This is a genomic window from Emticicia sp. 21SJ11W-3, assembly GCF_024138715.1.
Classification (GTDB): Bacteria; Bacteroidota; Bacteroidia; order Cytophagales; family Spirosomataceae; genus Emticicia; species Emticicia fluvialis.
In genome coordinates, this window is sequence record NZ_CP092074.1 from 4,838,261 (window position 1) to 4,862,689 (window position 24,429).

The 24,429-nt window shown below is 41.6% G+C and carries 23 protein-coding genes; 13 read left to right on the top strand and 10 right to left on the bottom strand.

The annotated features are described in order from the left end of the window. Positions 1 to 214 precede the first annotated feature (214 nt). Positions 215 to 919 carry a hypothetical protein gene (locus MB380_RS20495; RefSeq protein ID WP_253531109.1) on the bottom strand — a complete coding sequence of 235 codons (705 nt, stop codon included), beginning with the start codon at positions 917 to 919 and terminating at the stop codon, positions 215 to 217. A 375-nt stretch (positions 920 to 1,294) separates the two neighbouring features. Between MB380_RS20495 and ubiE the strand changes: the two genes are divergently transcribed. The 5 genes from ubiE to serA all read left to right on the top strand — a co-directional run bounded on the left by ubiE (position 1,295) and on the right by serA (position 5,687). Then, entirely contained in the window at positions 1,295 to 2,023 is a 729-nt protein-coding gene (ubiE, locus tag MB380_RS20500; protein WP_101724660.1) for a bifunctional demethylmenaquinone methyltransferase/2-methoxy-6-polyprenyl-1,4-benzoquinol methylase UbiE, read from the top strand. Positions 2,024 to 2,186: 163 nt separating this feature from the next. Further along, a complete protein-coding gene (locus MB380_RS20505) occupies positions 2,187 to 2,834 on the top strand; it encodes a porin family protein (protein WP_253531111.1) in 648 nt (215 codons plus the stop codon). A 3-nt stretch (positions 2,835 to 2,837) separates the two neighbouring features. After that, a complete protein-coding gene (gene yidD / locus MB380_RS20510; RefSeq protein WP_101724662.1) occupies positions 2,838 to 3,047 on the top strand; it encodes a membrane protein insertion efficiency factor YidD in 210 nt (69 codons plus the stop codon). Between the two features lie 163 nt (positions 3,048 to 3,210). Next, complete coding sequence (locus tag MB380_RS20515; protein WP_253531113.1) at positions 3,211 to 3,738, top strand: DinB family protein; 528 nt, start codon at positions 3,211 to 3,213, stop codon at positions 3,736 to 3,738. A gap of 59 nt (positions 3,739 to 3,797) precedes the next feature. Beyond that, positions 3,798 to 5,687: a phosphoglycerate dehydrogenase gene (gene serA / locus MB380_RS20520; RefSeq protein WP_253531115.1), complete on the top strand. Its 1,890-nt coding sequence runs from the start codon at positions 3,798 to 3,800 to the stop codon at positions 5,685 to 5,687. Between the two features lie 82 nt (positions 5,688 to 5,769). Here the strand turns inward: serA and MB380_RS20525 are convergent, their stop codons facing one another. The 4 genes from MB380_RS20525 to gldG all read right to left on the bottom strand — a co-directional run bounded on the left by MB380_RS20525 (position 5,770) and on the right by gldG (position 12,810). After that, positions 5,770 to 6,405 carry a gluconate 2-dehydrogenase subunit 3 family protein gene (locus MB380_RS20525; RefSeq protein ID WP_253531117.1) on the bottom strand — a complete coding sequence of 212 codons (636 nt, stop codon included), beginning with the start codon at positions 6,403 to 6,405 and terminating at the stop codon, positions 5,770 to 5,772. Between the two features lie 15 nt (positions 6,406 to 6,420). Beyond that, positions 6,421 to 8,169 (bottom strand): GMC oxidoreductase, encoded by a 1,749-nt coding sequence (locus MB380_RS20530; protein ID WP_253531125.1) that lies wholly within the window; start codon positions 8,167 to 8,169, stop codon positions 6,421 to 6,423. A gap of 164 nt (positions 8,170 to 8,333) precedes the next feature. Further along, the gene (locus MB380_RS20535; protein ID WP_253531139.1) at positions 8,334 to 10,844 is read right to left on the bottom strand and encodes a cation-translocating P-type ATPase; all 2,511 of its coding nucleotides are present in this window, start codon (positions 10,842 to 10,844) and stop codon (positions 8,334 to 8,336) included. 304 nt (positions 10,845 to 11,148) lie between these two features. Then, positions 11,149 to 12,810 carry a gliding motility-associated ABC transporter substrate-binding protein GldG gene (gldG, locus tag MB380_RS20540; RefSeq protein WP_253531142.1) on the bottom strand — a complete coding sequence of 554 codons (1,662 nt, stop codon included), beginning with the start codon at positions 12,808 to 12,810 and terminating at the stop codon, positions 11,149 to 11,151. 79 nt (positions 12,811 to 12,889) lie between these two features. Here gldG and MB380_RS20545 point away from each other — a divergent pair, with 79 nt between their 5' ends. After that, positions 12,890 to 13,393, top strand: coding sequence for a cupin domain-containing protein (locus MB380_RS20545; protein WP_253531145.1), 504 nt, complete (start codon positions 12,890 to 12,892; stop codon positions 13,391 to 13,393). An 86-nt stretch (positions 13,394 to 13,479) separates the two neighbouring features. Further along, entirely contained in the window at positions 13,480 to 13,950 is a 471-nt protein-coding gene (locus MB380_RS20550; RefSeq protein ID WP_253531148.1) for a DUF4293 domain-containing protein, read from the top strand. 72 nt (positions 13,951 to 14,022) lie between these two features. Here MB380_RS20550 and MB380_RS20555 read toward each other — a convergent pair whose 3' ends face one another. Together MB380_RS20555 and MB380_RS20560 are read right to left on the bottom strand one after the other, a co-directional pair. After that, positions 14,023 to 15,084, bottom strand: coding sequence for an NAD-dependent epimerase/dehydratase family protein (locus tag MB380_RS20555; RefSeq protein WP_253531151.1), 1,062 nt, complete (start codon positions 15,082 to 15,084; stop codon positions 14,023 to 14,025). A gap of 109 nt (positions 15,085 to 15,193) precedes the next feature. Further along, positions 15,194 to 15,430: a hypothetical protein gene (locus MB380_RS20560; RefSeq protein ID WP_101724673.1), complete on the bottom strand. Its 237-nt coding sequence runs from the start codon at positions 15,428 to 15,430 to the stop codon at positions 15,194 to 15,196. 121 nt (positions 15,431 to 15,551) lie between these two features. Between MB380_RS20560 and eat the strand changes: the two genes are divergently transcribed. Further along, positions 15,552 to 16,862: an ethanolamine permease gene (eat, locus tag MB380_RS20565; protein ID WP_253531153.1), complete on the top strand. Its 1,311-nt coding sequence runs from the start codon at positions 15,552 to 15,554 to the stop codon at positions 16,860 to 16,862. A 137-nt stretch (positions 16,863 to 16,999) separates the two neighbouring features. On the opposite strand, the gene MB380_RS20570 is transcribed toward eat, so the two are convergent. Then, positions 17,000 to 18,109 carry an acyltransferase family protein gene (locus MB380_RS20570; protein ID WP_253531156.1) on the bottom strand — a complete coding sequence of 370 codons (1,110 nt, stop codon included), beginning with the start codon at positions 18,107 to 18,109 and terminating at the stop codon, positions 17,000 to 17,002. A gap of 214 nt (positions 18,110 to 18,323) precedes the next feature. Here MB380_RS20570 and MB380_RS20575 point away from each other — a divergent pair, with 214 nt between their 5' ends. Then, entirely contained in the window at positions 18,324 to 18,833 is a 510-nt protein-coding gene (locus tag MB380_RS20575) for a GNAT family N-acetyltransferase (protein ID WP_253531159.1), read from the top strand. A 43-nt stretch (positions 18,834 to 18,876) separates the two neighbouring features. Here MB380_RS20575 and MB380_RS20580 read toward each other — a convergent pair whose 3' ends face one another. Both MB380_RS20580 and tsf read right to left on the bottom strand, forming a co-directional pair. Beyond that, a complete protein-coding gene (locus tag MB380_RS20580; RefSeq protein ID WP_253531162.1) occupies positions 18,877 to 20,229 on the bottom strand; it encodes an RsmB/NOP family class I SAM-dependent RNA methyltransferase in 1,353 nt (450 codons plus the stop codon). Between the two features lie 235 nt (positions 20,230 to 20,464). Further along, a complete protein-coding gene (tsf, locus tag MB380_RS20585) occupies positions 20,465 to 21,295 on the bottom strand; it encodes a translation elongation factor Ts (RefSeq protein ID WP_253531165.1) in 831 nt (276 codons plus the stop codon). A 324-nt stretch (positions 21,296 to 21,619) separates the two neighbouring features. Here tsf and MB380_RS20590 point away from each other — a divergent pair, with 324 nt between their 5' ends. The 4 genes from MB380_RS20590 (at position 21,620) to MB380_RS20605 (ending at position 24,413) form a co-directional block, all read left to right on the top strand. Next, the gene (locus MB380_RS20590; protein ID WP_253531168.1) at positions 21,620 to 22,267 is read left to right on the top strand and encodes a hypothetical protein; all 648 of its coding nucleotides are present in this window, start codon (positions 21,620 to 21,622) and stop codon (positions 22,265 to 22,267) included. A gap of 239 nt (positions 22,268 to 22,506) precedes the next feature. Then, positions 22,507 to 23,262 (top strand): outer membrane lipoprotein-sorting protein, encoded by a 756-nt coding sequence (locus MB380_RS20595; RefSeq protein ID WP_253531171.1) that lies wholly within the window; start codon positions 22,507 to 22,509, stop codon positions 23,260 to 23,262. Next, positions 23,207 to 23,581: a membrane protein insertion efficiency factor YidD gene (yidD, locus tag MB380_RS20600; RefSeq protein ID WP_253531174.1), complete on the top strand. Its 375-nt coding sequence runs from the start codon at positions 23,207 to 23,209 to the stop codon at positions 23,579 to 23,581. The genes MB380_RS20595 and yidD (MB380_RS20600) overlap by 56 nt, the downstream gene beginning before the upstream one ends. 4 nt (positions 23,582 to 23,585) lie before the next feature. Continuing rightward, positions 23,586 to 24,413, top strand: coding sequence for a M48 family metallopeptidase (locus MB380_RS20605; protein ID WP_253531177.1), 828 nt, complete (start codon positions 23,586 to 23,588; stop codon positions 24,411 to 24,413). The last annotated feature ends 16 nt before the right edge of the window (positions 24,414 to 24,429 follow it).

The following is a 24,429-nucleotide window of genomic DNA, read 5'->3' on the forward strand; positions in this document are numbered from 1 at the left end:
GCAACAAATGTGCCTAAATAAATATGTAACCAAAAAAACATTATTATACGTAAATAAACCAGGCACCATAAAAAAGCCCGGCAAAAGTTTGCCGGGCCTGTGTTTTTTTTAATTACCGAAAGACATTTATCGTAAAGTTTTCTAAAAACAATATCCATAAATGCAAATTACTGAAATCACTTACCAGAGCAGATGCTCTGCGTTGCCAGAATTACTACTTAGATGTTACTTCTTTTAAATCTACTTTAATTTGTGTGTAGTAAAGCGTTGTGGTAGCTTCAAAACCTGAGTCTGTTCCTACAATTACCCAAATGTTACCGTTGGCATCAGACTTACCGGTAAACTCTCCGGTTCTTTTTACCAACTTGTACTTGCTTTCGGTGGTTCCGTTGGCCACATTGCCAATTACCTTCATGTCGTCTCCGCTGGTAGCCTGTTGCATTTTCTTGATGTTCATCTCATGGTTCTTGGTGGTATTATTGGCTACTTTTTTCGGTTCTGTTGAAGTAAGGCCAATACCTACATACACGCTTTCAGCCGGCGACCCGCCAACACCTACCGAACCATCTGGTGCATTAGATGCAAATTCAACCTCGAACGTTCCTTTATAAAATTGGTTTGCTTTAGGGACGGTCATTTTCTTGGTTAGAAACATGAAGAGGTCGTCGCTGTGGTTGTTTCCTGAAATTCTGAATCCTTTTTTCAGGGTATCAAGAGGCGCAGGTAATTTAGCATCTTTTTTGGTTGTCAATTCGTAGAACGTTTCCTGGCCAATCGGATAATCTGCAAAGTCGGCGCTCCAGCCTTCAGCAGAAACATTAAACTGGTCGTTTAGCGATAGTTGTGGGGTGGTGGTTTCTTCTTTTGAACAAGCAAATAAAATAGCTACCGAAACAACACTTAAAATGATTTTTTTCATGATTTTTTATTGGATTTGTTTGTTACAGGGATACAGTTTGAAAAACATTAGTTGGAACTGGCAGCTAACAAAAGCGCATAAAAAATTGTATCTTATTGAATGTCAGGCCAATAAAAAATAAAAAAAATGGCAAAAACTTTTCAGAGCTGCCCATACGCCCTGGTACGTATATAGTAAAATTTTAAGCGTTTATGCGTAGTTTTTCACGCCTGAAAAGGTATGGCTGACATACCCTTTTGATGGTTATTCCGTTATTTTTTTGTTTGAAATAATTTATGCCTGCAACGCATTTATCAGCCTAAAATCTATCTAATATGGAATTGTGATTGTACCTTTGTTGTTTGTTATTGTATAAAGATTTCCGGAGATTAGAACATGGTAGTACCTTATAAAGAAAAAGAACAGGGAAAACGCGAGCAAATTGCTGAGATGTTTGACAACATTTCGCCCAAATATGATTTGCTGAATCGTTTATTGAGTGTGGGCATTGATGTTTGGTGGCGAAAAAAAGCCATTTCAATGCTTCGTTCGGCCAAACCGCAATTAATTCTGGATATTGCTACCGGCACCGGCGACCTGGCCATTGAAGCCGTAAAACAACTGAAGCCGGAAAAAGTGATAGGTGTAGACATCTCTGAAGGAATGCTGGCTATGGGTCGTGAAAAAATGAAGAAGCTGGGCCTTGACAAGGTAATTGAACTCAGAAGCGGCGACTCAGAGAAATTACTGTTTGAAAACAATACTTTTGATGCCGTTATCGTTTCTTTTGGAGTAAGGAACTTTGAAAACCTGGAAAAAGGGCTCGCCGATATGTATCGTGTTACTAAAGACGGCGGCACTTGTTTAATCATTGAGTTTTCAAAACCAAAAGCACCCATAATCAAGCAGCTATATTGGTTCTATAATTCTACTATTATACCCTTAATCGGGAAAATAATTTCTAAAGACAACGCGGCTTACAGTTATCTGCCTGAGTCGGTCAAAGCATTTCCTGAAGGAGACGATTTCCTTCGTGTATTTCAGCGGGCCGGCTATTCAGAAACCAGACGTGTGCCTCTTACTTTTGGCATTTGTACGGTCTATATCGGCAAGAAAAAGGCCTGACGGGTGTTTCAGAATTATGGATGATTCCTTTTCTTTTGTTTGAATGAAAAATTACCAAGTATCCTTTTCACTAACCCTGATTACCTCACAAAAAAAAGCCTTTCTGTTTAGAATGGCCTGCCTTCTTATAGCGGTTTGTTTATTTCTGCCTGCCCGGGCGCAAATGAATAAACGCATCTATCAGGCTGACTATGATGCCAAAACTGTTAAATTTGGCTATTTTGTAGGCATACCTTTTACACACCTGAACATGAAGTTCAACAATTACTTCATGAATTCAGCCAATAACAATTATGCAGTTTCTTCTCCGACAACCATTGGCTTGAAACTGGGTGGGGTGGCCAACATTCAGCTCAATGATTTCTTTGATTTCAGGATATTACCCACAGTAGCCCTGTATAACAGAAAAATTGATATCAGGTACATAGTCCCGGCTTCTACACCCCCGTTTGAAGAGAGAAAGGAATCACGCGAGAGCGCCTGGTTCGAACTCCCCCTTATGGTAAAGTACAAGTCTTTAAGACGTGGTAACGTGCGTATGTATGTTTTTGGCGGGGTCAGATATGCCATAGAAACCAATCCCATTAAGAGAAGAAATGCCACGCAGTTTAACTCAAAAGCCAGCGATTTCAGCCTGGAATACGGCACCGGGCTTGAGATTTTCAGAGAGTATTTTAAGTTTGCACCAGAGCTGCATTTTTCTCATGGCCTGGCCAATCTGGTAAATCGTTCTTCGGCTGCAGGCACAACCATGGAAGGCATCGACAGGCTCACTACGCATACAGTTACTTTATACTTTTTATTCGAATAGCTCATGAAGCACATCGCCATTTTTCTGGTTCGTCTTTATCAGGCAGGCATTTCTCCCTGGTTTCCGGCCTCATGCCGCTATACACCTACCTGCTCTCAGTATTCGGTAGAAGCATTTCAGAAACATGGTTTTTTTAAAGGCCTTTTACTGACCGTCAAAAGAATAGGCCGTTGTCATCCCTGGGGAGGCCATGGTTATGACCCAGTTCCCTGAAAAATTACTATATTTGCATTCTTCTTCATCAACTATTGATATTTTGCATTTTATCAAGAATAATCTTGACATTTCGTTTATTTATTGAAAATCAATAGCTTAGCTCGTTTTTAGGTCTGAAATAGTCTGTAAATTTGAGCTGCAACAAAACCTCCCTAAAGCAATGACTCTCGAAGAGCGCCAGTTTCCGATTGGCAAATGGAAACCCGAAGAGCTGTATTCTGAAGAAGAAATGGCCCAGAATGTAAGCATTATAGAGCAATATCCGGCTAAATATACCGAGTTGACTAAAAACCTGTCGGCAGAGCAACTGGCGCAGTCTTATCGCGAAGGTGCCTGGAGTATTCATAAAATAGTGGTGCATATTTCAGATATGCATATTCTGCATTTTGCCCGTTTTAAACAAACGCTTTGTGAAGATAACACACAGGGATACGGCTCAAATATAAATGGCTGGGCGAATAATCCGGAGGTAGAAACCGTACCTCTTGCAGATGCCCTGCTACTACTGGAAGCTACACATAAACGCTGGGTTCACCTGCTGAAATCAATGTCGCCCGCCGACTTCAACAAGAGCTTTTTCCATGTAGGCCGGCAAATGAACGTGACTTTAGCGCAGGCCTTACACATGGGTGCCTGGCACAGTAAACACCATCTGGAGCATATCAAGATTGCGTTGCAAAATCCGTAATAAACCTATATTAATCAGGCTTTAACATCAATACCTATTTTTAAGAGACTTTGTTATCCATGAGCAATCCGTATTTTATAATTGATTTCGACAGTACTTTTACTAAAGTAGAAGGGCTTGACGAATTAGCCAATATAGCCCTGATGGGTAATGCCAATCAGGAAAAAATTGTAGGCGAAATAAGAAAACTAACCGAAATGGGCATGAACGGCGAGATTTCGTTCGGCGAAGCCCTGCACAAAAGAATAGAGTTACTTAGCGCTAACCGCAGCCATATTGATAAACTTGTTGACTTACTGCATACCAAGGTATCTGACTCTTTTCAAAGAAATGAGAAATTCCTGCGTGAGTATGCCGATAATATTCTGATAATATCAGGCGGATTTAAAGAGTTTATTGTACCTGTGGTAACTGCCATGGGCCTGAGAGAAGATAAAGTATATGCCAATAACTTTGTTTTTGATGCAGAAGACAACATTATTGGTGTTGACAACGACAACGTGCTGGCACATGCCAACGGTAAGGTGAATCTGCTACGCTCGCTGAATCTGGAAGGCGACGTTTATGCCATTGGTGATGGTTACACCGACTATGAGCTGAGGGCCTCGGGTCTTGCCAACCGCTTTTACGCCTTTACCGAAAATGTTGAACGCGAAAAAGTAGTGGCCATTGCAGATCACGTAGTGCCGTCGCTCGATGAGTTTTTGTACCTGAACAAACTACCTCGCAGCCAGTCATATCCCAAGAGCCGCATTAAGGTACTTTTGTTAGAAAATGTACACCCGGTAGCCATTGAATCTTTCAAATTTGAAGGGTTTGATGTGGAATTCCACAAAGGAGCGATGGATGAAGCCGAACTGGCAGAGAAAATAAAAGGGGTATCTATACTGGGTATCCGCTCAAAAACCAATGTTACCAAAAAAGTACTTGAAAATGCCGATAAACTAATGATTATCGGGGCGTTTTGCATTGGCACCAATCAGGTCGACTTAAAGGAATGTACCGACAGAGGCATTGCTGTTTTCAATGCGCCTTACAGCAACACCCGTTCGGTAGTTGAACTGGCTGTGGGCGAAATGATAATGCTTATCCGGAATATTTTCGAGAAAAGCACGGGTATGCACGCCGGAAAATGGGATAAATCGGCCAATAACAGCTTTGAGGTACGTGGTAAAAAACTGGGTTTGATTGGTTATGGCCATATAGGCACACAATTATCGGTAATTGGTGAGGCACTGGGTATGGAAGTGTATTTCTACGATATTGTAGACAAAATGCCTATTGGAAACGCCAAAAAATGCCGCTCACTGGAAGAAGTACTACGCGTAGCCGATGTGGTAAGTATGCACATAGACGGCCGTAAAGACAACACCAATATTTTTGGCAAGCGCGAGTTTGAACTAATGAAAAAGGGTGTGATATTTCTGAACCTTGCCCGCGGCCATGTGGTGGAGGTACCTGCACTGGTAGAGGCCATTAAAGAAGGCAAAGTAGCAGGCGCAGGGGTAGATGTGTTTCCTTACGAGCCAAAAACCAATAATGAAGAGTTTATTAATGAGTTAAGAGGCTTGCCGAACGTGATTTTAACCCCACATATCGGCGGCAGTACCGAAGAGGCACAGGAGAGCATAGGGCATTATGTACCTGAACGCCTGCTGGAATTTATGAACAACGGCAGCACCACGGGCAGTGTCAACTTCCCGGAACTGCAATTGCCACTGCTGAAAGACTCGCACCGTTTGTTGCATATCCACAAAAATGTACCGGGTATTCTGGCTAAAATCAATAATATTTTTGCCAAACATGCCATCAATATCAATGGCCAGTACCTGAAAACCAACGAAAAAATAGGTTACGTAATTATGGATATAGACAAAGGCTATACCGACGCATTTTTGCAGGAGATTAAAGATATTGAAGAGACGATACGGTTCAGGATGTTGTATTGAAGTTTTTATTGTTTACAAACAACCAAAAAGCCCCGAAAGAATATCTCTCAGGGCTTTTTGGTTAATATATGGCTTATGATTATCAGTCTTGCTTATCATAAAGCGGGTCGTATTTCAGGCCGTATTTGTCTAATACATCCTGCGGTACGCCTTTCCATTCGTTAGGGGTGTTACCCATATAACCGAGGTCATCAAAGCCCATACGGGTGGTATAGAAGCCGGTTACAGTCAGGTTTCTGATTTGTGAGAAAAACGAGGCACCCTGGCTAAACTCCGGTTTTACATCGTCCGGATACGCTATATCTTCTATAATCTCAATGCGTTGTGCAGGCGTAATCAGGGCAAAAGTTTTGCCAAAGCGCTTGCCGCTCTGGTTGTCCAGCCATTTTAAACCACCTCTGATAGGTGTCTGGTATTGCGGCATATCTTTTACAATAAACTCTATAAAAGCAGGAACGCCGGCTTGTGTGGCACTACCTGATTTACTATCGGCCGGAATAATAATATCTACTAATATGGCAATAGTGGCTAATTCTGACGCCGTCAGGAATTTATCAGCCATTATTTTTTTATCTCTCTCTATTTCTTCCGGAATACGTGCCGGAGTAGTCTTAAACGGTTTTGGTTCCGGTGGAGCCGCTACGAGGTCGGTGGTTGGTAAAACGGCCATTCCCAACGAGCTCAATGAAAGTGCTTTTAGTGTATCTCTACGTTTCATGTCTTGAAAATGGTTTTAGATGTTCTTTGCTTTTCTCTGTTCAATGATATAATCAGAAGTGCGCCATGAGCTCGCCAGGATGGTCCAGGTAACGTTCTTATCACCTTGCGATACAAACGGAGCAGCATCTACCACAAACAGATTTTTTACATCGTGTGCTTGCTGCCAGCCATTCAGAGCCGATTTCTTAGGGTCGTTACCCATACGAACCGTACCTACTTCGTGAATAATCTCACCCGGCTGAGCCAAACCATAATTATTGCTGGCATCAGGTTTTTTACCCAACGGAATACCACCCATGGCATGGATAATCTGCTCGAAAGTATCCTGCATGTGTTTGGCTTGTTTGATTTCGTTTTCGCTCCATTTGTAATGGTAACGTAAGGTTGGGATACCGTATTTATCAACACCGTTCGGGTCAATCTCACAATAGTTTGATTCTAACGGAATAGGCTCTCCACGGCCTGCCATACCAATATAAGCCCCATAAGTAAGGCGGATATCTTCTTTCAGACGTGAGCCGTAGCCACCCGCTTTTCTTTTGTTACCGTTTTTATCAGGGAAAAGCCCGTTTACACGCTCAATGCCACCACCAAAGCCAAAGCCAGGCATACCCATGCCGCCACCATATTCAATATGGTAACCACGCGGAAAATCCAGTTTGCTGTTATCTTCCCACCAAGGCGTAAATACGTGCATACCACCAACACCGTCTTCGTTGTAACGTTTACGGTCCATCAAAGCCGGAATAAATGCAGAACGGCTGGCCCCTGTTGAGTCGTTCAGGTATTTACCGATGATGCCGCTGTCGTTGGCTATTCCTCTCTGAAATCTCGACGATTTTGAGTTAAGCATAATACGTGCGGTTTCGCAGGTACTGGCAGCCAGAATAACTATTTTACCTTTTACTGAATACTCTTTTAAATCAAGTTTATTTACATAAGAAACGCCGGTAGAAAGACCAGTGTTAGGGTCTGTCAGCACTTCTCTTACCATGGCATTGTTGATTAGTGTCAGATTACCTGTTTTAGCAGCAGGGATACATAATACTGACGACGACGAGAAGTCGGCATAAGCCTGGCAGGCTCTGCCACACTGTGCACAATAGAAACAGGCACCACGAGAATCGTTGATAGGCTTGGTAAGCATGGCCATACGCGAAGGAATAACCGGAATACCAATACCTGTGGCCGCTTTCTTCAACATCAGCTCGTGCAGACGTGGTTTGGGCGGTGGTAAAAATATACCATCGGGTTCGTTACGGATACCTTCTTTAGTACCAAACAAACCGATTAATCTATCTACTTTATCATAATATGGTGCATAATCTTCATAGCTGGTCGGCCAGTCGTCGCCGATACCTGTCATAGAGCCTCTGCGGAAATCGTCCGGACCGAAACGCATGGAGATACGTCCCCAGTGATTGGTTCTGCCACCCAGCATTCTTGAGCGGAACCAGCGGAATTGCGTACCCGGCATAGCCGAGTATGGCTCGCCTTCAATATCCCAACCACCCCAGGCGGCATCAAAATCGCCGAACGGGCGGGTACGTGTACTGGCACCACGACGAGGGGATTCCCACGGATTCTTTAATTGCGTAATGTATTTAGGGTCTGCGGGATCAAAGTATCCACCCGCTTCAAGCAAGCAAACCTTTGCTCCGGCCTTAGTAAGCTGGTATGCCGCCATACCACCACCTGCACCTGAGCCCACAATAACAACATCGTAGACTTTCGGTTGCTCTTTAATTTCAAACAGGTTCATGTTTAATTGGTCGTAAATAGATATTAAGAGATATAATTTCGAGCTTTAAATGTAGTAATTTTTTTGATAAAAAATTCATTAAATAGCAAAGTATCAAACGCTGCAGGTTACAAGGCATAAGCGGGCAGTTGTTACCTAATTTATGATTCCGGGGAATAAATTTTTTACCCTGCGCGGTTCTTGCTCATTCTTTTGAACCACTTAACGATTTCAAACCAGATAACAGAAATAAAGCCCGTTAGCATGGCGAGCATCAGCTGATAAGCGTTAAGACTCTGAAACCCGAAAAACACTGTAACTGGCTTTAAATAAAGCATAAGTATGACCATGAAACTGGTAACAGAGACAATAAACAAAACCAGATTGTTTTTGTATCGAAGGGTGGTAAGGATAGAATAATAAAACGAACGGTTGATTAATGTCAGAAAAATATTTGCGGTTATTAAAACCGTAAAAACCATGGTTCGGGTCAGGGCTTCGCTGTATCCGTTCTGCACGGCATATACATAGGCAGACAGCGTGCCTAGAGTAATAACTAATCCCTGCAAAATACTGGTGGATAACTCTTTCCAGTTAAAAAACGTAACAGACATTGGTTTTGGCCTTTGCGTCATTGTGTTTTTTTCCATTGGCTCGTTCTCATATATAATTGAGCAGGTGGGCCCCATGATGATTTCAAGGAAAATAATATGAACCGGCGAAAAAATATTAGGATATACCCACCCCAACGCCAGTGGTATAAACACGGTAAGAATTATTGGAATATGTATGGATATAATATACTGGATAGCCTTTTTAAGATTGGCGTAAATCTTTCTGCCCATGGCCACGGCATCTACCATTTTTGATAAATCATCTTCCAGCAAAATCAAAGACGCCGCCTGTTTAGCTATTTCGGTTCCTTTTTTCCCCATTGATATACCAATATGTGCCGCTTTCAGAGCCGGGCCGTCATTTACGCCGTCGCCTGTCATGGCCACTATCTGGTTATTGGCTTTCAAGGCATTGATAATTTTAAGTTTAGCCTCCGGGAACATACGCGTAAAAACCGTGTTTTTCATTACACTGTTGTTCAGTTCATTAGCCGGCAGGGCCATCAGTTCGTCGCCGGTAATACTGGTTTCATATCCTTTCAAGCCAATTTGCCTGGCAATTGATGTCGTGGTTGCCGAGTTGTCTCCGGTAATTACTTTTACATCAATGCCGGCCTTATAAAAACCTTCCAAAACCTCTTTTATGTTAGGTTTTGGTGGGTCATAAAACGCCACAATGCCCTTGAAACTAAATTTAAAGTCTTGCTGCGCAGCCGGGAAAACATCACCGGCGTGTTCGGTTACGGCTACCCCCAGCAAACGGTAACCATCGGCGGCCAAAAGATTTATGGCTTCATTAATCTGTTTCGTTTCAACGTCAGTTAAGCCTGAAATGCTCATCAGGGCTTCGGGGGCGCCTTTGGCCGCTATCTTTCTTTTACCGGCCTTGTTTTCAAAAACGTGTGTCATCATGGGTGGTTTACCACTCAGAGGGTACTCATGTACCAGCCGATAATCCGGGCGTTCATCAATGGCCGACACCTCACCATAGGCATTATGCAGGGCTATTTCCATAGGGTCGAAAGGAACAGGCTCACTTGCCCACATGGCCGCAGCCATGAGTTCTTTTTCCTGTTTGTTCAAAACATCGCCCGCTTCAAATATTCTGTTTGCCGACAAAAGGTATAATTTTGCCAGGCTCATTCTGTTTTCGGTAAGCGTACCCGTCTTGTCGGTACAGATAACCGTGGCACTGCCCAGGGTTTCAACGGTTTTCATTTGTTTTACCACAATGCCCTCTTTCATTAAGCGCCAGGCGCCCAAAGCCATAAAAGTGGTAAATGCAACGGGTATTTCTTCAGGCAGAATGCTCATGGCCAGCGTGAGCGACTGCAACAGGCTATGAAGCACCTGTTGCGTATTTATAAAATTAATGGCCCATACAATTACAAAAACTACTGCCCCAAGCATTGCCATTTTTTTTACAAAATTGGCAATCTGGTTTTCTAATGGTGTTTTTTCTTCTTTTATGCCCTCCAGGCTACTGCCAATTTTACCCAGCCTGGTTTCGTTACCAATAGCGGTAACAGTTGCTACAGCCAGGCCCCCTGCTACCGTTGTGCCACTGTAAACAAAGTGATCTTCTGAGGTTTTATCTTTAAGCACTGCCATCGACTCACCCGTCAGTATAGATTCATTGACTGAAAAATCATTTGAATGAACAATAACTCCATCAGCGGTAATCAGCGTGCCTTCTTCTACCACCAGACTATCACCAACTACCAGAGCTTCGCTTTTTATCTCAACCATTTCGCCGTTTCTGATAACCTTGCAGTTGGGTTGCGACAACGCCTTCAGTTTCTCAAGTGCATTTTTACTTCTTGAATCCTGATATAAAGAAATGGAAATCTGAAATATAATAGCGCAGGTCATAAAGATCGCATCACCCACGTTACCGCTTATGAGATAAATAGAGGCTGCTACCAGTAAAAGAATGAGCATAGGCTCTTTAAAAATGCCCAGCAGGTTTTCTAAGAATGTGTTTTCTTTCTTATAGCTTAACTGGTTAATGCCATAGGCCTCTCTGGCTTTTAGCACTTGCTCATCAGTTAACCCTTGAATATTAAAATTATTTGCAGGCATAATCAGGTTAGTTTTCAATAGTTGGCAGGGGCACAGGCTAAAGTTACAGCTAGATTAATCGGATACCAAAATGAGGCTTTCTGAATCTGCTATATGAGCTTTGCCAAAAAAATAACGCAAACCATAAATAGACAAGACCGGCCAATTGCAATTGATACCAAATAAAAGCCTAATGTAACTAAAGTTGCTGAAAAATACTTGAAAAGTATCAATTGTTGCAGTAACAGGGCGCGCTAAATAAGCCCAAACATTATTGAAGAGGCCCTACTTTTATAAATACTTGATTATAAGATTTAATTACCCTTTAAGAAGCAAATTTTCTTTTGCGAAGCACAAATAAAAGAACACCAAACAAGGCTAATACGCCCAAAGGCAAACCAATATTTATAACCTGCCATTGGGTGCGTTCGTCGCGGGTGCGTAGTTTGTCAAGGGGGCGCAGTTTTACTTCTTTGCCACGTGCCTGAATCACCCCGTTTTCGTCAATCAGGTAGTCAATGGCGTTCATTACAAAATCTTTGTTACCAAAAATATGCCGGGTGGTTTTATCAAACCCTAAGGGCAAAGGATTACCGGTTTTAGGATTAATGTCGTTCACAATTAAATCGCCATCAGAGCAAACCAGCACTTTAGTAGGTGCACTTTCGGCCTTAAATGTTTTATAGTTGGGGTCTGACGGCAGCAGCCTGTTCTTGTAGAGCGACTCAAACCTGCCTTCCAGCAAATAAGCAATAACTTTTATGCCGGCGTTATAATCTTCCTGTTGGGTTTCGGTATGCGCTTCGTTGTAGGTAACCAATGCAGGGGCATTGAGTACTTTTGTGTAGGGGGTTGTCATCAACAAGGGGGTTTTGTGAATACCCGGCGAGCTAACTGTATCAATAGAGGCTACATAGCGACAGAAAATCAAATCAAGATTATTGGTTATGAGGCTTTTGCCAAAATTGTTAATAACCGGAAAATAACGGTAGGGTATGGGCTGAATATTTGGCTTGTCGCCTATGTTACCTACTACCATCGGAATAGCAGCCGAACTGGCGCCGTCTTTCACAATGTTGCTGTTGATACGCACACCATATTTAAAAAACAGGTCGGTCAGGTTCAATTCCAGTGGCTGGGCGTATGTACTTTCCAGACTTACCGAATCTACTTTAAGGCCATCAACAAAAAATAAGGCGCGCCCACCGCTCATTACAAACTGGTCTATTTTATACTTGGTGCTGTCGTCAATCGGAGAGTCAGGTTTGGGTAAAATCAGCGCATCAAGGCCATCAAAAGTTGGAGATAGCCTGGCATCAACAATGTAAATTTCGTAACGCTCCTGCAGCGAGGTAATCAAATCAGTAAAATTAACGGGCTGTAGTTTGGTAAATTCGGTCAGCAAACCTATTTTCTTCTTCTCTTTAAGTGTCAGTTTTCTGATAGCCGTTGCCAGTTCATATTCGACATTTTCGTACGACTGATTCAGTTTCTCTTGTGCTGTTCTGCCTTCGGTACCTTTTAACAACAAAACCGGCACCTCTTTACCCTCAAAAGTAACTACTGCATAAGGAAATATGATGTTTTCTACCTGACGCCCGCCTTTGGTATCAACCACGCGTGTGGGCTGCATGCCCCGCTTCATCAGTTCGGCGTAAAACTCTTCACGTTTTTTGGTGTCATTTTCTGCGTTGGGGTCTATGGCCCTGAACTCAATGTTTTTACCGCCATACACCTTGAATTCATCCAGCGTAGTATTTACAGCTCGCTTCAATCTTTCAAATCCTCCGGGCAGCTCGGTTCCTTCCAGATAAACTTTTATCAGTACTTCCTTATCCAGGTTTTCAAGCAGGCTTTTAGTGGCGTCAGAAATAGAATATCGTTTTTCTTCGGTGAGGTCAAGACGAAAAAAAACGAACGACGCCAGCACATTTAGTACGATGATTCCGCCGACAATAGAAAGGATTTTTATAAATTTACTTTTCATTAAGATTTTCTGACGACTCCGGTTCTTTTTAATATTTGCCCAAAATTAAGATATTCGTTCATCTAATTCCACATTAATAATGAAAACCGCTCAATATTGGATTGAAAAATATCAGATGCAGGCACACCCTGAAGGCGGTTACTTTGCCGAGAATTACCGTGCAGCCGAAACCATTCGACAAGATGCTCTTCCAAAACGTTTTGAAGGCGACAGAAATTTCAGCACCGGAATTTATTTTTTGCTTGAAGGCCACCAGTTCTCGGCTCTCCATCGCATAAAGTCAGACGAAATCTGGCATTTTTATTACGGCTCACCTCTTTATGTTTTCTATATTGATAATCAGGGTTTTGTAAAAACACTGAAACTGGGCAATAACCCCGAAAACGGCGAGGTATTTCAGGCCCTGGTACCTACCGGCGTTTGGTTTGGCAGCAAACCTGCGCAAGCTGACGGTTTTTCGCTGGTTGGCTGTACAGTAGCGCCCGGATTTGATTTTGCAGATTTTGAGCTCGGCGCCAGAGAAAAACTGGTATCTGAATACCCTGAACACGGTGAAATTATCAAGATGCTGACCCATCAATAAAAAAAGACCGAGGAATCGGAAACGATTTGCCTGATTCTTTACCTTTGCAGAAGTTTTAAATTTTGAATTATTAACGTATTGTTGAAATGTTACAACGCCCCCAATCTTTGTTATTGCTTCTTACAGCTATTTGTATGATTTTGTTTATGGCTACCCCGATATGGCATAAGGCAGGTACAGGAGAAGAAGCCATATTAAGCCCTTATTATCTGGCACATATGAAAGGCACCCTGGCAGCCGTTGCCAAACCAGTATATTATCTGGCCATATTGGCTGTTGTTTCGGCCGGGGTATCTATATTTACCATTTTTCAGTATAAGAACCGTGTACGGCAGATGCTTTTTGTGGCACTAAATTCGCTGATTGGTGCCGCTTTGCTGGGAGCAACGGTGTATCTTATACAATTTGAAGGCACTAAGTATTTTGCCCCTGAACAACAAGGTGAGTTTGGGATAGGCTTCTGGGCTGCGTTTGCGGCGCTGGTATTCAACTGGATAGCTAACCGGCTGATTCGCCGCGATGAAAAAATAGTAAGAGATGCCGATAGAATGAGGTAATCATCATCTTAGTCTTTATCAACGAAAAAATCCTGGCCTTCACAGATCAGGATTTTTTCGTTTGATATCGTCTTAAACACGCTTGCTGATGTTGCCGAACATCTGGGTGAGTGTTTCTTTCAGGTCATACTTCCAGGTCCATTCCGGATAATGCGTCTTGAATTTGGTAAGGTCAGAAATATACCAGATATGGTCGCCGCTGCGGTTATCTTCTGCGTAGCTGTAATTCATTTTATTACCTGTTATTTCTTCACACAAGGCTATTCCCTCTGTCATTGAACAGTTAGCAAAACGGCCACCACCGGCATTATAAACCTCACCCGGGCGAGGCGCATTATAAAAATGCCAGAACATATTCACGAGGTCCCAGCTATGAATGTTATCTCTTACCTGCTTGCCTTTGTAACCAAAAATGGTGTAGTGGTTTCCGGTAATGGCACACTTCATAAGATAAGCAAGAAAACCATGCAACTGTGCTCCTGAGTGATTAGGCCCCGTTAGACAGCCACCACGAAAAACGGCGGTTTTCATACCGAAATAACGGCCGTATTCCTGCACCATTACATCTGCCGCCACTTTTGACGCCCCAAAAACAGAGTGCTTTGAGTGGTCAATTGACATCAGCTCATCTATACCATTTTTATAATAAGGGTGTGCCTGGTCTATTTCCCAACGGGTTTCAAGCTCTACCAATGGCAGGTAGTTTGGCGTATCGCCATATACTTTATTGGTAGATGTAAAAATAAACACAGCATCCGGACAGTGCCTGCGGGTCATTTCCAACATTACAAGCGTTCCATTGGCATTTACTGTAAAGTCAGTAAATGGTTCACGCGCTGCCCAGTCGTGGCTGGGTTGGGCGGCTGTATGCACAACCAGCTTGATATCATGACCGTATTCGTTGAAAATCTTGCCGATTTGTTCTTCCGAGCGGATATCGGCATTATAATGTTTGTAGTTACTGAACTGCTCTTCCAGCCGGTTACGGTTCCAGTCTGTTGAGGCCTCCGAACCAAAAAAATAAGAGCGAAGATTATTATCTATCCCAATTACCAAGTCAAATTTTTCAGCAAAAAAAGCTACAGATTCGCTTCCTATTAAACCCGCCGAGCCGGTTACTAGCGCTATATTCATTTCAGAATTTTTAGTGTGAAGTTCAAAAAACAAAAATAGGCATTTTACAAAAGTACGAATTGCCAGAAGCCCCATACCAATTGTAAATGCCTATACTGTGAGCTAATAATTAAGCTCCGGTTTTCCCGTACAACTTCTCGCGAATCTCGTTGGCACGTTTCTCGAGGTCAGGGTTAGCCGTATATTTATTCTTTAACTGTCTTGCGGCCGAATCGGGGCTTACACCATAAACCCACTCATCACCCTTGCGGACATCCTTTTGCTCAATTCTGTTAGTCTTTTGATAATTGCATGAAGCCAACGAAACAGCAACAATTGCAAATGATAACACGCTCAACTTTCTCATGTTAATAATGATGGTATTTAAATTTGCACAAATTTAAGTTCATCCGGCCAAACTGCCAAAATAAATTGTCTTTTTTAAATGCCTTCGTTTCTTTTATTAGAAGTAATTGATAAATTTACACATGGCACCATCACAAGAAGAAAAACTGCAAAAAAGCCTTACACCTACGCTATTGTGGGGGTTAGGCGTTGGATACGTAATCTCTGGCATGTACTTTGGCTGGAATCTCGGCCTTGAAAAAGGCGGAACATTAGGCATGGCAGTTGCCACCTTCATAGTAATTATACTATATATTACTTTTTCTTTGAGCTATGCCGAACTGGCTTGTGCCATTCCCAAGGCTGGTGGGGCCTTCGACTACGCCAACAGGGCCCTGGGCAAAAAATGGGGATTCCTGGCCGGGATGTCTCAAAACATTGAATTTCTTTTTGCACCCCCTGCCATTGCGGTGGGTATAGGTTCTTACTTCCATGTTATATTTCCGCAGTTTTCAGTTACAGGCATTGCCATAACCGCGTATATTCTATTTACGTTACTGAATATACTCGGCACTAAACTGGCGTCTGCATTTGAGCTGGTTATTACCATACTGGCCGTATTGGGGCTGATAATATTCTGGGTTGTGGTTTTTCCGGATTTTGAGTTTAAAAACCTGCAGGTAAATGCTTTACCCAACGGCTGGTCGGGCAGTTTTGCGGCCTTGCCGTTTGCTATCTGGTTTTTTCTGGGTATTGAAGGCCTGGCCAATGTAGCAGAAGAATCGGTGAATCCGCAAAAAGACATCACCTGGGGTTTCGGTTCGGCCATGACCACCCTGGTTGTGCTATGCCTGCTTACTTTTCTGGCTGCTGTGGGCGTAAACGGCTGGGAAACCATCGTTTATAATACTGACGGAAGCGCTTCTGACTCGCCACTGCCAATGGCTATGAGCAAAGTAATTGGTAGCAACAGCGGTATTTATCAATTAATTGTAGGTATTGGTACCTGCGGACTGATTGCGTCTTTCCATGGCTTGGTTTTGGCTGCCGGACGCTCAACTTTTGAGTTTGGCCGGGTCGGGAACGCCCCCGGTTTTCTGGGCAGAGTAAATAACCGGTTCAAAACCCCTGCCAATGCATTATTGGTTAATATGGTGTTGGGTGTACTGGCACTGCTTACCAACTCTACGGCCGACATCATCATTCTTTCGGCATTTGGGGCTTTAACCATGTATATTTTCTCGGTGGTTTCTCTGCTGGTGCTGCGTAAAAAAGAGCCAGAATTAGCCAGACCATTCCGCGTACCATTGTATCCGGTTTCACCTCTCATCGCTTTGGTTATTGCTTCTATTGCCTTAATGGCCATGATTATTTATAACCCGATGCTGGCGCTTGTGTTTTTTGCGATTTTGATTGGGAGTTTTGTTTTGGCAGAGATAATTAAGAAGGTATAAAACAGAAATTACTTCCGGTTTTTTTTAATAGATGCAGACAGCGGATTCAAAAAATTTCCGTAGGCAATAAACAATAAAAGCGACACAAGTTTAAGGCTTGTAGTCGCTTTTGTTTTAAGGTTCTGCCAGATGCTGAACTATACTCGCAGGAATATTTTGTTACGATACATAAACCAAAGGAAACCCCATTTAACTGCAATAATGCCCCCTGCCAACACTACCTCATAATAATGCTCACCGGCTAAATCGGCCATCCATTGAAAAACCCCTTTTGAGGTATAGTACCAGTCAATGAATTTTCCCGACATATAAATCAGGATAGAGTTTACACCTATTATCATAAAGAAAAAGGCCCATCGGCGATACCCCAACACATCAATTATAAAATAAAACACAGCCAGCAAAAGCAGGCTGCAACCACCAACATAGAGCACGAAAGAGCTTGTCCAGAGATTTTTGTTGATAGGAAAGAATAAATCCCAGAAACCACCCACAATGAGACAAACAACCCCGGCCAACGCCAACGATGGCGCTTTTCTTTTAATATCAATAGTACTGTTTTTCAAAAAATTACCTGCAAAAATACCCAGTAAACCTGTGCCAATGGCCGGGAAGGCCGATACAAGCCCCTCGGGGTCATGAATGCCCCTGTGCAATCGCCCGGGAAGAATGGTTCTATCTACCCAAGAGGCAAAGTTTCCTTCCATTGATAAATCACCCATCGGGAAGCCCGGCGCTGAGGTAAATTTCAGCAACAGCCAGTAGCCTATCAATATACCCACAAACCAGACATACTGAAACCGCTGGCTGGCATATATGTAAATAATACAGGCAAACATATAGGCTATGCCTATGCGCCCTAAAACGCTCGGGAAACGCACTTCGGCCAATGGCTTAATATGTAAGCCGTTATTATAGATGATACCCAATACAACCAGAATAAGCCCTCTTTTGATTATCCTTCGAAGGAGTTTAGATTTGTCGGTTCCTTTTTCCAGCTCACGGCCTACAGAGTAAGGTGTAGAAACGCCAGACATGAACAGAAACAGTGGAAAGATGAGGTCATAGAACCGGAAGCCGTTCCACTCTACATGCGAAAGCTGGGTGGCTATCCAGATAGCCGCAGGGTGTTTGGTGGCCACCATTAATTCATGGAAAAAATCTTCTGCACCCATTATCCAGAACATATCAAAACCACGCAGTGCATCCAGGGAATAAAGTCGTTGTGAAGGCGTACTTTCACTCATTTTTTTAGGGCTTAGGTTTATTGCTTAAAAGTAAACATTTTCTTATATTCTAATACATTAAAAACTATAATTTTGACTACTGATTTCGGGTATTTAAAATGGTAGTAAGTAAAACTAAATCTGAAATATAAACATCTGAACAGGGTTTACACATAAAACCTGATAGCGGAACGTAACCCAATACTTTTTCTTCTAATAAATGTTATTCAACTGTATGCTAATAAGACTTGCTGCCACAGCCGATGCACCACGTTTACGTGAACTTTCAGAAACTACTTTTCGTGATACTTATACGGAGTATAATACTCCTGAAAATATGGAAAAGCATGTGGCTAAGAACTTCACCATAGAGCAGATAGAAAAGGAATTAAAAGACCCTGCTAATCAGTATGTGGTTTGCGAGGATGGTGATACGCTGACCGCATTTGTAAAGCTGGTGAGTAACCATGCAGCCAAAGGTTTAGAAGGAGAAAATGACATAGAAATAGAAAGAATATATGTGCGGAAAGCTTTACATGGCCAACAGCTAGGCCGAAAACTAATTGACTTCTGCACCGACTGGGCTAAAGAAAACGGTTTTAGTGTTATATGGCTGGGTGTTTGGGAGCATAACCATAATGCCATGCGCTTCTATGAAAAGATGGGATATGAACGCTTTGGAGAACACTCATTTGTATTGGGGGATGATAACCAGACCGATTATCTGATGAAGAAGTATATTTGAAATAGAAGACCTAAACGGAGCAATCGCTTAGGTCTTCTATACCCTACTCAGGTATCTCCATCCTGATGCGCCATTCTTTAGGCAGATAATTATTCACTCTGTCACCGATTACCTTCATAAAGCCGAGATTCAAACCCTGGTATTGAGCCAAAAGCCAACCTTTGGGTTGGCCAGAGAAGTCGATAGTCAGGTTTTCTTTTTTCAAAAACTTCAAGGCTTCCTCTTTCGATAGCTCAATGGCTGGTAAATTTTTGGCAATGGCAGTACTAAGAGCTAAATCATGACTTGGTATGAAGTCGTTACCCTTAAACTGGCCTATCTCTAAACCGGAAGAACGTTTCTGCAAAGCCCTGAAAACAACAGCATAATTACTGATGAGTGCTCCAGGTATGGCTACTATTTGTCCGTCCGGCTTTTCAAAATATTCAAAGGCAGCCGGTTCCTGTAGCCATTCTTTCAAAACATCAATTTTTTTCTGAGGTACCCGGTTCAGCTTTACTTTCCCGCTGCCCTCCAGTTTTTTCCCTCTGGTTTTTCTGAACACAGCCAGATAGAATCCTTCGCCTTTCACTTTATGAGGGAAGAACTGATACCCGTATTTCTTTTCCGAAATGCCCCATTCTGCAGGTATTTTTAGCTTAACAGATTCAAAATCGGCCACTTGGGTTAACCAATGGGCATTCTGCTCGTTTTCTTTTTCATTATAGGTGCAGGTTGAATAACACAAGATGCCCCCCGGTGCTACCAGCATGGCTGCTGCCTGTAGAATCCGTTTTTGTCTGGCACTACAAATCTGCACACTATTCTCCGACCATTCGTTCATAGCCTTGGGGTCTTTTCTGAATAGCCCTTCACCTGAACATGGCGCATCGGTTAGCACCACATCAAAGAAACCTTCCAGATCAATCATTTCCTCAGGATCATGGTTGCTTACCACATAATTCGGGAAGCCCCATTTTTCAAGGTTCTCTTTCAAAACCCCTACTCTGCTTTTGATTACTTCATTAGCAACTAACAGACTTTTATCATTGATTAAAGAAGCCAGTAATGTACTTTTACCACCCGGTGCGGCACATAGATCCATTACACGCAACGAATGGTTTAAATCGGTTGTTTGCTTCACCGCCTCAGCTACAAACATAGACGAGGCCTCCTGCACGTAATAGGCACCGGCATGGAAGGCAGGGTCTAGCGTAAAAACAGGCCTTTCGGGCAAGTAAGCAGCATCAGTAAGCCACTGAACTTTATCAGCAGATGCCACAGGCTCTGCTGTTTTCTTTCTATCATTCAACCTGATAGTAACGGGCGTGGGTTCTGAGAGGCTCTTTACAAATGCCTCATATTCGTCGCCCAAAATGGTCTGCATTTGCAGCGCAAAAGCTTCAGGTAATTCCATTATTTATTATTTACTAAAGTCTTGTTTGGTAAATCGCGCGCATCAATTCCTGAAAGACTTTACACTATTATTTACAAATCTACAAAAACCGTTTATCTAAAACAGCCTGTATTTCAAAACTCCTGATTAACAGCCGTTCTGCGTTTATATATTCACTTACTCTCATAAAAAATAAAACCCCTATCCGAAGAAAGGGGTCAATTTCAAAAACAACGAATCTAAATCGTGCGACAAATTAGATTTGTACACGTTTGAACGCTGTCACTTTCAAACCTTTTTGTGTATTTTCAAGTAATTGAGCAATGGTAACAGAGCTGTCTTTAACGAACTCCTGGTTCAACAAAGTGTTTTCTTTGTAGAATTTGCCAAGTTTACCCATCGCAATTTTCTCAAGCATTGCTTCTGGTTTACCTTCCTGCCGAGCTACTTCCATACCGATTTCAATTTCTTTCTGAACAACAGCCGGATCTACATCATCTTTATCAAGACCTACGGGTTTCATAGCTGCAATCTGCATGGCAATATCTTTACCAACTTCAGTTACGTCAGTTCCCTGAGTATTATCAAAAGCTACCAATACACCCAGTTTACCTGTTGAGTGGTTGTATGAAACCACCTGAGCAGATTCAAGGGTAGCGTAATCAGTAATCACTAATTTTTCTCCGATTTTACCTATTAATTCGGTGATGTTTTCTTCTACCGAACGGCCATCTGCCAAAGTAGTGCTCAATAGCGTTTCTTTGTCTTTAATATTGTTGGTAACACCAGCCTGAAGAATTTCTTCTGCCAATGTACGGAAAGCCTCAACTTTAGAAACAGGCTCGGTTTCGCAGGCAAGCGCCATGATGGTTGCACTTGAACCGTCTGCGCTAACGCTTGTTAAAACAATACCTTCTTTAGTTTCGTTGTCAGCGCGTTTAGCTGCTACTTTCTGACCAGCTTTACGAAGAATCTCAACGGCTTTATCGAAATCGCCTTCAGCTTCTGTTAAAGCTTTTTTGCAGTCCATCATACCAGCTCCTGTCATCTGACGGAGTTTATTTACATCTGCTGCTGTAATATTCATGATTTTATATAATATAAAGAGTTTCTAAAAAAGATTTATCAACAGTAAGCTATTGATTTTGTAAGAAAAAAGCCATAGTAGCTACTTTCGGGGTGCAAAATTATAAGTTTTTTCAGTAAAAACCAAAAATGCAAGAAATTAGCAAGGGAATTTATGGTAAGATAATACTATGGAACCATAATGAGCATATTTGTTAATTCAACTTCAAAATAGACCGTTAAAAAAAAATGGATTCACAGCCCCCCCGCTGATTTGAGTTTACTTAAAATATCCAAATATATTGCATAAAAAACGCCCTTATTAAATCATAAAACCTTTAATTAAATGAAAACAAAATTATTTCTTATTTTCGTTACAGTAGCTTGCTTCCTTTTAGGAGCATGCCAGAAGAAGCAGTACGCTTCTTTTCAACAAGGGCAAGTCGAAACCTTTACTCATTCCAGGACTCTTGTTAGCCCCCCAAAATCAACTACTCAAGAAAACAAGGCTTTTGAAACAAATCTGGCTACCGGAGAGATTATTACCAGTAATGTTGATAATCCTGCAGAAGCCTTTGAAGCCTCAACCAATATAGCTTCACCCGGTTTAATAAAAACAGAACCGGTAGAAGAATTGACATACAACCAAAAAGCTATTGACACAGAGTTTGAAAAACTAAACAAATTTGAAGAGTATTTAAATGCAAATAACGGTAAAACGCCCGAAGAGTTAAAAGAATCGGCTTTGGCAAATGAAATAAAGTTAGATGCTAATATAAATAATACTTTTAAAGGTGGTGAGCTGCCCGGAGGGGTTCCTGCTTTCTGGTGGGGATGCGTTTTTACTGTAGTTGGGGTTCTGCTAGTGTATATAATATCAGATAATGATAAGGAACAAACCAAAAAAGCAATAAATGGATGTTTGGTAGCTGCTGGTGTGGTGGCTCTTTACTATTTAATAGCTCTTCTTGTGGGCTTTAGTACGCTTTTCTAACAATAGGCATCAAGAGCATCTATAAGAGTCAATCGATTAGCTGATGAAAATTTATCAGCTAATCGATTGACTCTTGTAAATGAAAAACAATTAAATAAATTCATTGTCATTTCTGATTCAGAATACACTATTTCTTGTACATTAAAAGTTTGAAGATGCATTTGTAAGTATTAATTTCACAAATTCTATACAATCAATCAGAGATTTCTTTTTTCAAATTTTTGTAATGTTATGATTATATGAAATGTATAAATAAAAAAGTGTGTGTTTCTGCGATTTGGGTAATTGTCTTAACATTCTCAACAACCTATCTTTACTCACAAAAATCTTATAGAATAAAGGCTGATATTTCAATAAAAGACAAACATACTGAAAATACCTACGGATTGACCATTGGTAAAGTATATTACAGTATTGTTTCTAAAAAATTGGTTTACAAGTTATCATTCCCTAGTCAAGAAACTATTGTAATTAAAGATACCATTTTATACAAAATTGACAATAATGGAACAATCAAAAATGAGCAGAGAACTTTGCTGGTAAATGAATTTACCATTTTTCATCTTTCACTTTCCGGCAAGTTATCAGATTATGGTCTAAGCCAGGGAAATACTTCAAAAATTTACAAAGTACAAAAAGTTGAAAAAGACGCAAATGGCAGAGTAATTACGACCTGGGAAGTTGCCGAAAAAAAACTAATAAAACTTATGGGTAAGATAAAAATGGCAAATGTTGATAAAAAATTAGATGCCATTGCGTTTTATGATTTACAAGGCAAACTATTAAGTCAACAGTTCTTTAAAGATTATGACAATATAAATGGTGTAATTTTCCCAAAACAAATTACTCAAATTTCATACAACGCCGATGGGACTCAAAAAATACAGCAGACAACCTTTAAAAATATTGAAATTGACGAAAGTGGTGAAGATAATATTTATGACTACCCTCTGCCTGTTCCTGCTTTGCCCGGGTCTGGTAAAAGCCCAAAGTAAAGATGAAATAAATCTGCTTAGAGGGGTTATGCAACAACCACCTAAAAAAACCTATAAAGAGGCTACTGGCAATAAAAACGAGGTACAATATCTATTTTCAGGGCTGTTTTTGTTTTATAAAACCTTTTTTTCTTCTCAGGACATGACCTCTTGCACATTCACGCCGTCTTGCTCTGAGTACGGAATTTTGTCTGTCAAAAAATATGGCCTGGTAATGGGAGGTGTCAGAACGATGGACAGACTTACCCGTTGCAACGGATTAAGCCCGACCAAGTATGAAGTTGACATGAAGGCAAAGTTATTGATTGATAAACCCTAACCTGATGAAAAGACTATTATTATTTTTTTGGTTCTCTCTAAGATTCATACATATTTCTGCCCAAGACCTTTATAACTACGATAATTCAAAAAAATTTGCTGAATATCTCTCTAAATCCGGTCAATATGAATTAGCTACAAGAGAGTTTGAACGCCTGACTTTTATGCAACCGCAGAATGACTCGCTCAAAACTTCACTTTTAACTATGTACAGGCGCTCAGGCAAACTTGATGACGCTGTGGCCCGCGGAAGACAATTATACCCTGACCTTTCATTGATGACCGCACCTTCTGCCATTGAATATAGCAGAATTTTACTACTCAGGAACGACTTTAAAACGGCCGGAAACTTCTGGGCAATTAACAAAAGGCTTTCTCAGCCAGATAAAGTGATTCTGCAAGCTACGGCTGAGATTTTGAAGGACGATTATAAAGAAGCCAATGAGATACTGGCAACATTGAAAGACAACGACCACCAACTGGCCTATGATTATAAAACACTGGCGGCGCAGGCTGTTAAAGTTAAAACCAAAAGCCCGGCTTTGGCAGGTATCATGTCGGCGGTGGTGCCGGGTACAGGCCGTTTTTATGCCAAAGACTGGAAAGACGGCATCGTTTCTATGTTATTTGTAGGCACTATGGCTTTTCAGTCCATCCGCGGATTTAATAAAAGCGGTGTAAACAGTACTCGCGGTTGGATATACGGCACCGTTGGCCTGGGCTTTTACCTGGGTAATATTCATGGCTCGGTGGTTTCTGCTAAAAATTACAACAAAAAAAGCCGGCAGACCTTCAGAAATCGTATTGACAATCTATTCAACAGTTATTTCTGATTATTCTTTACCCTAT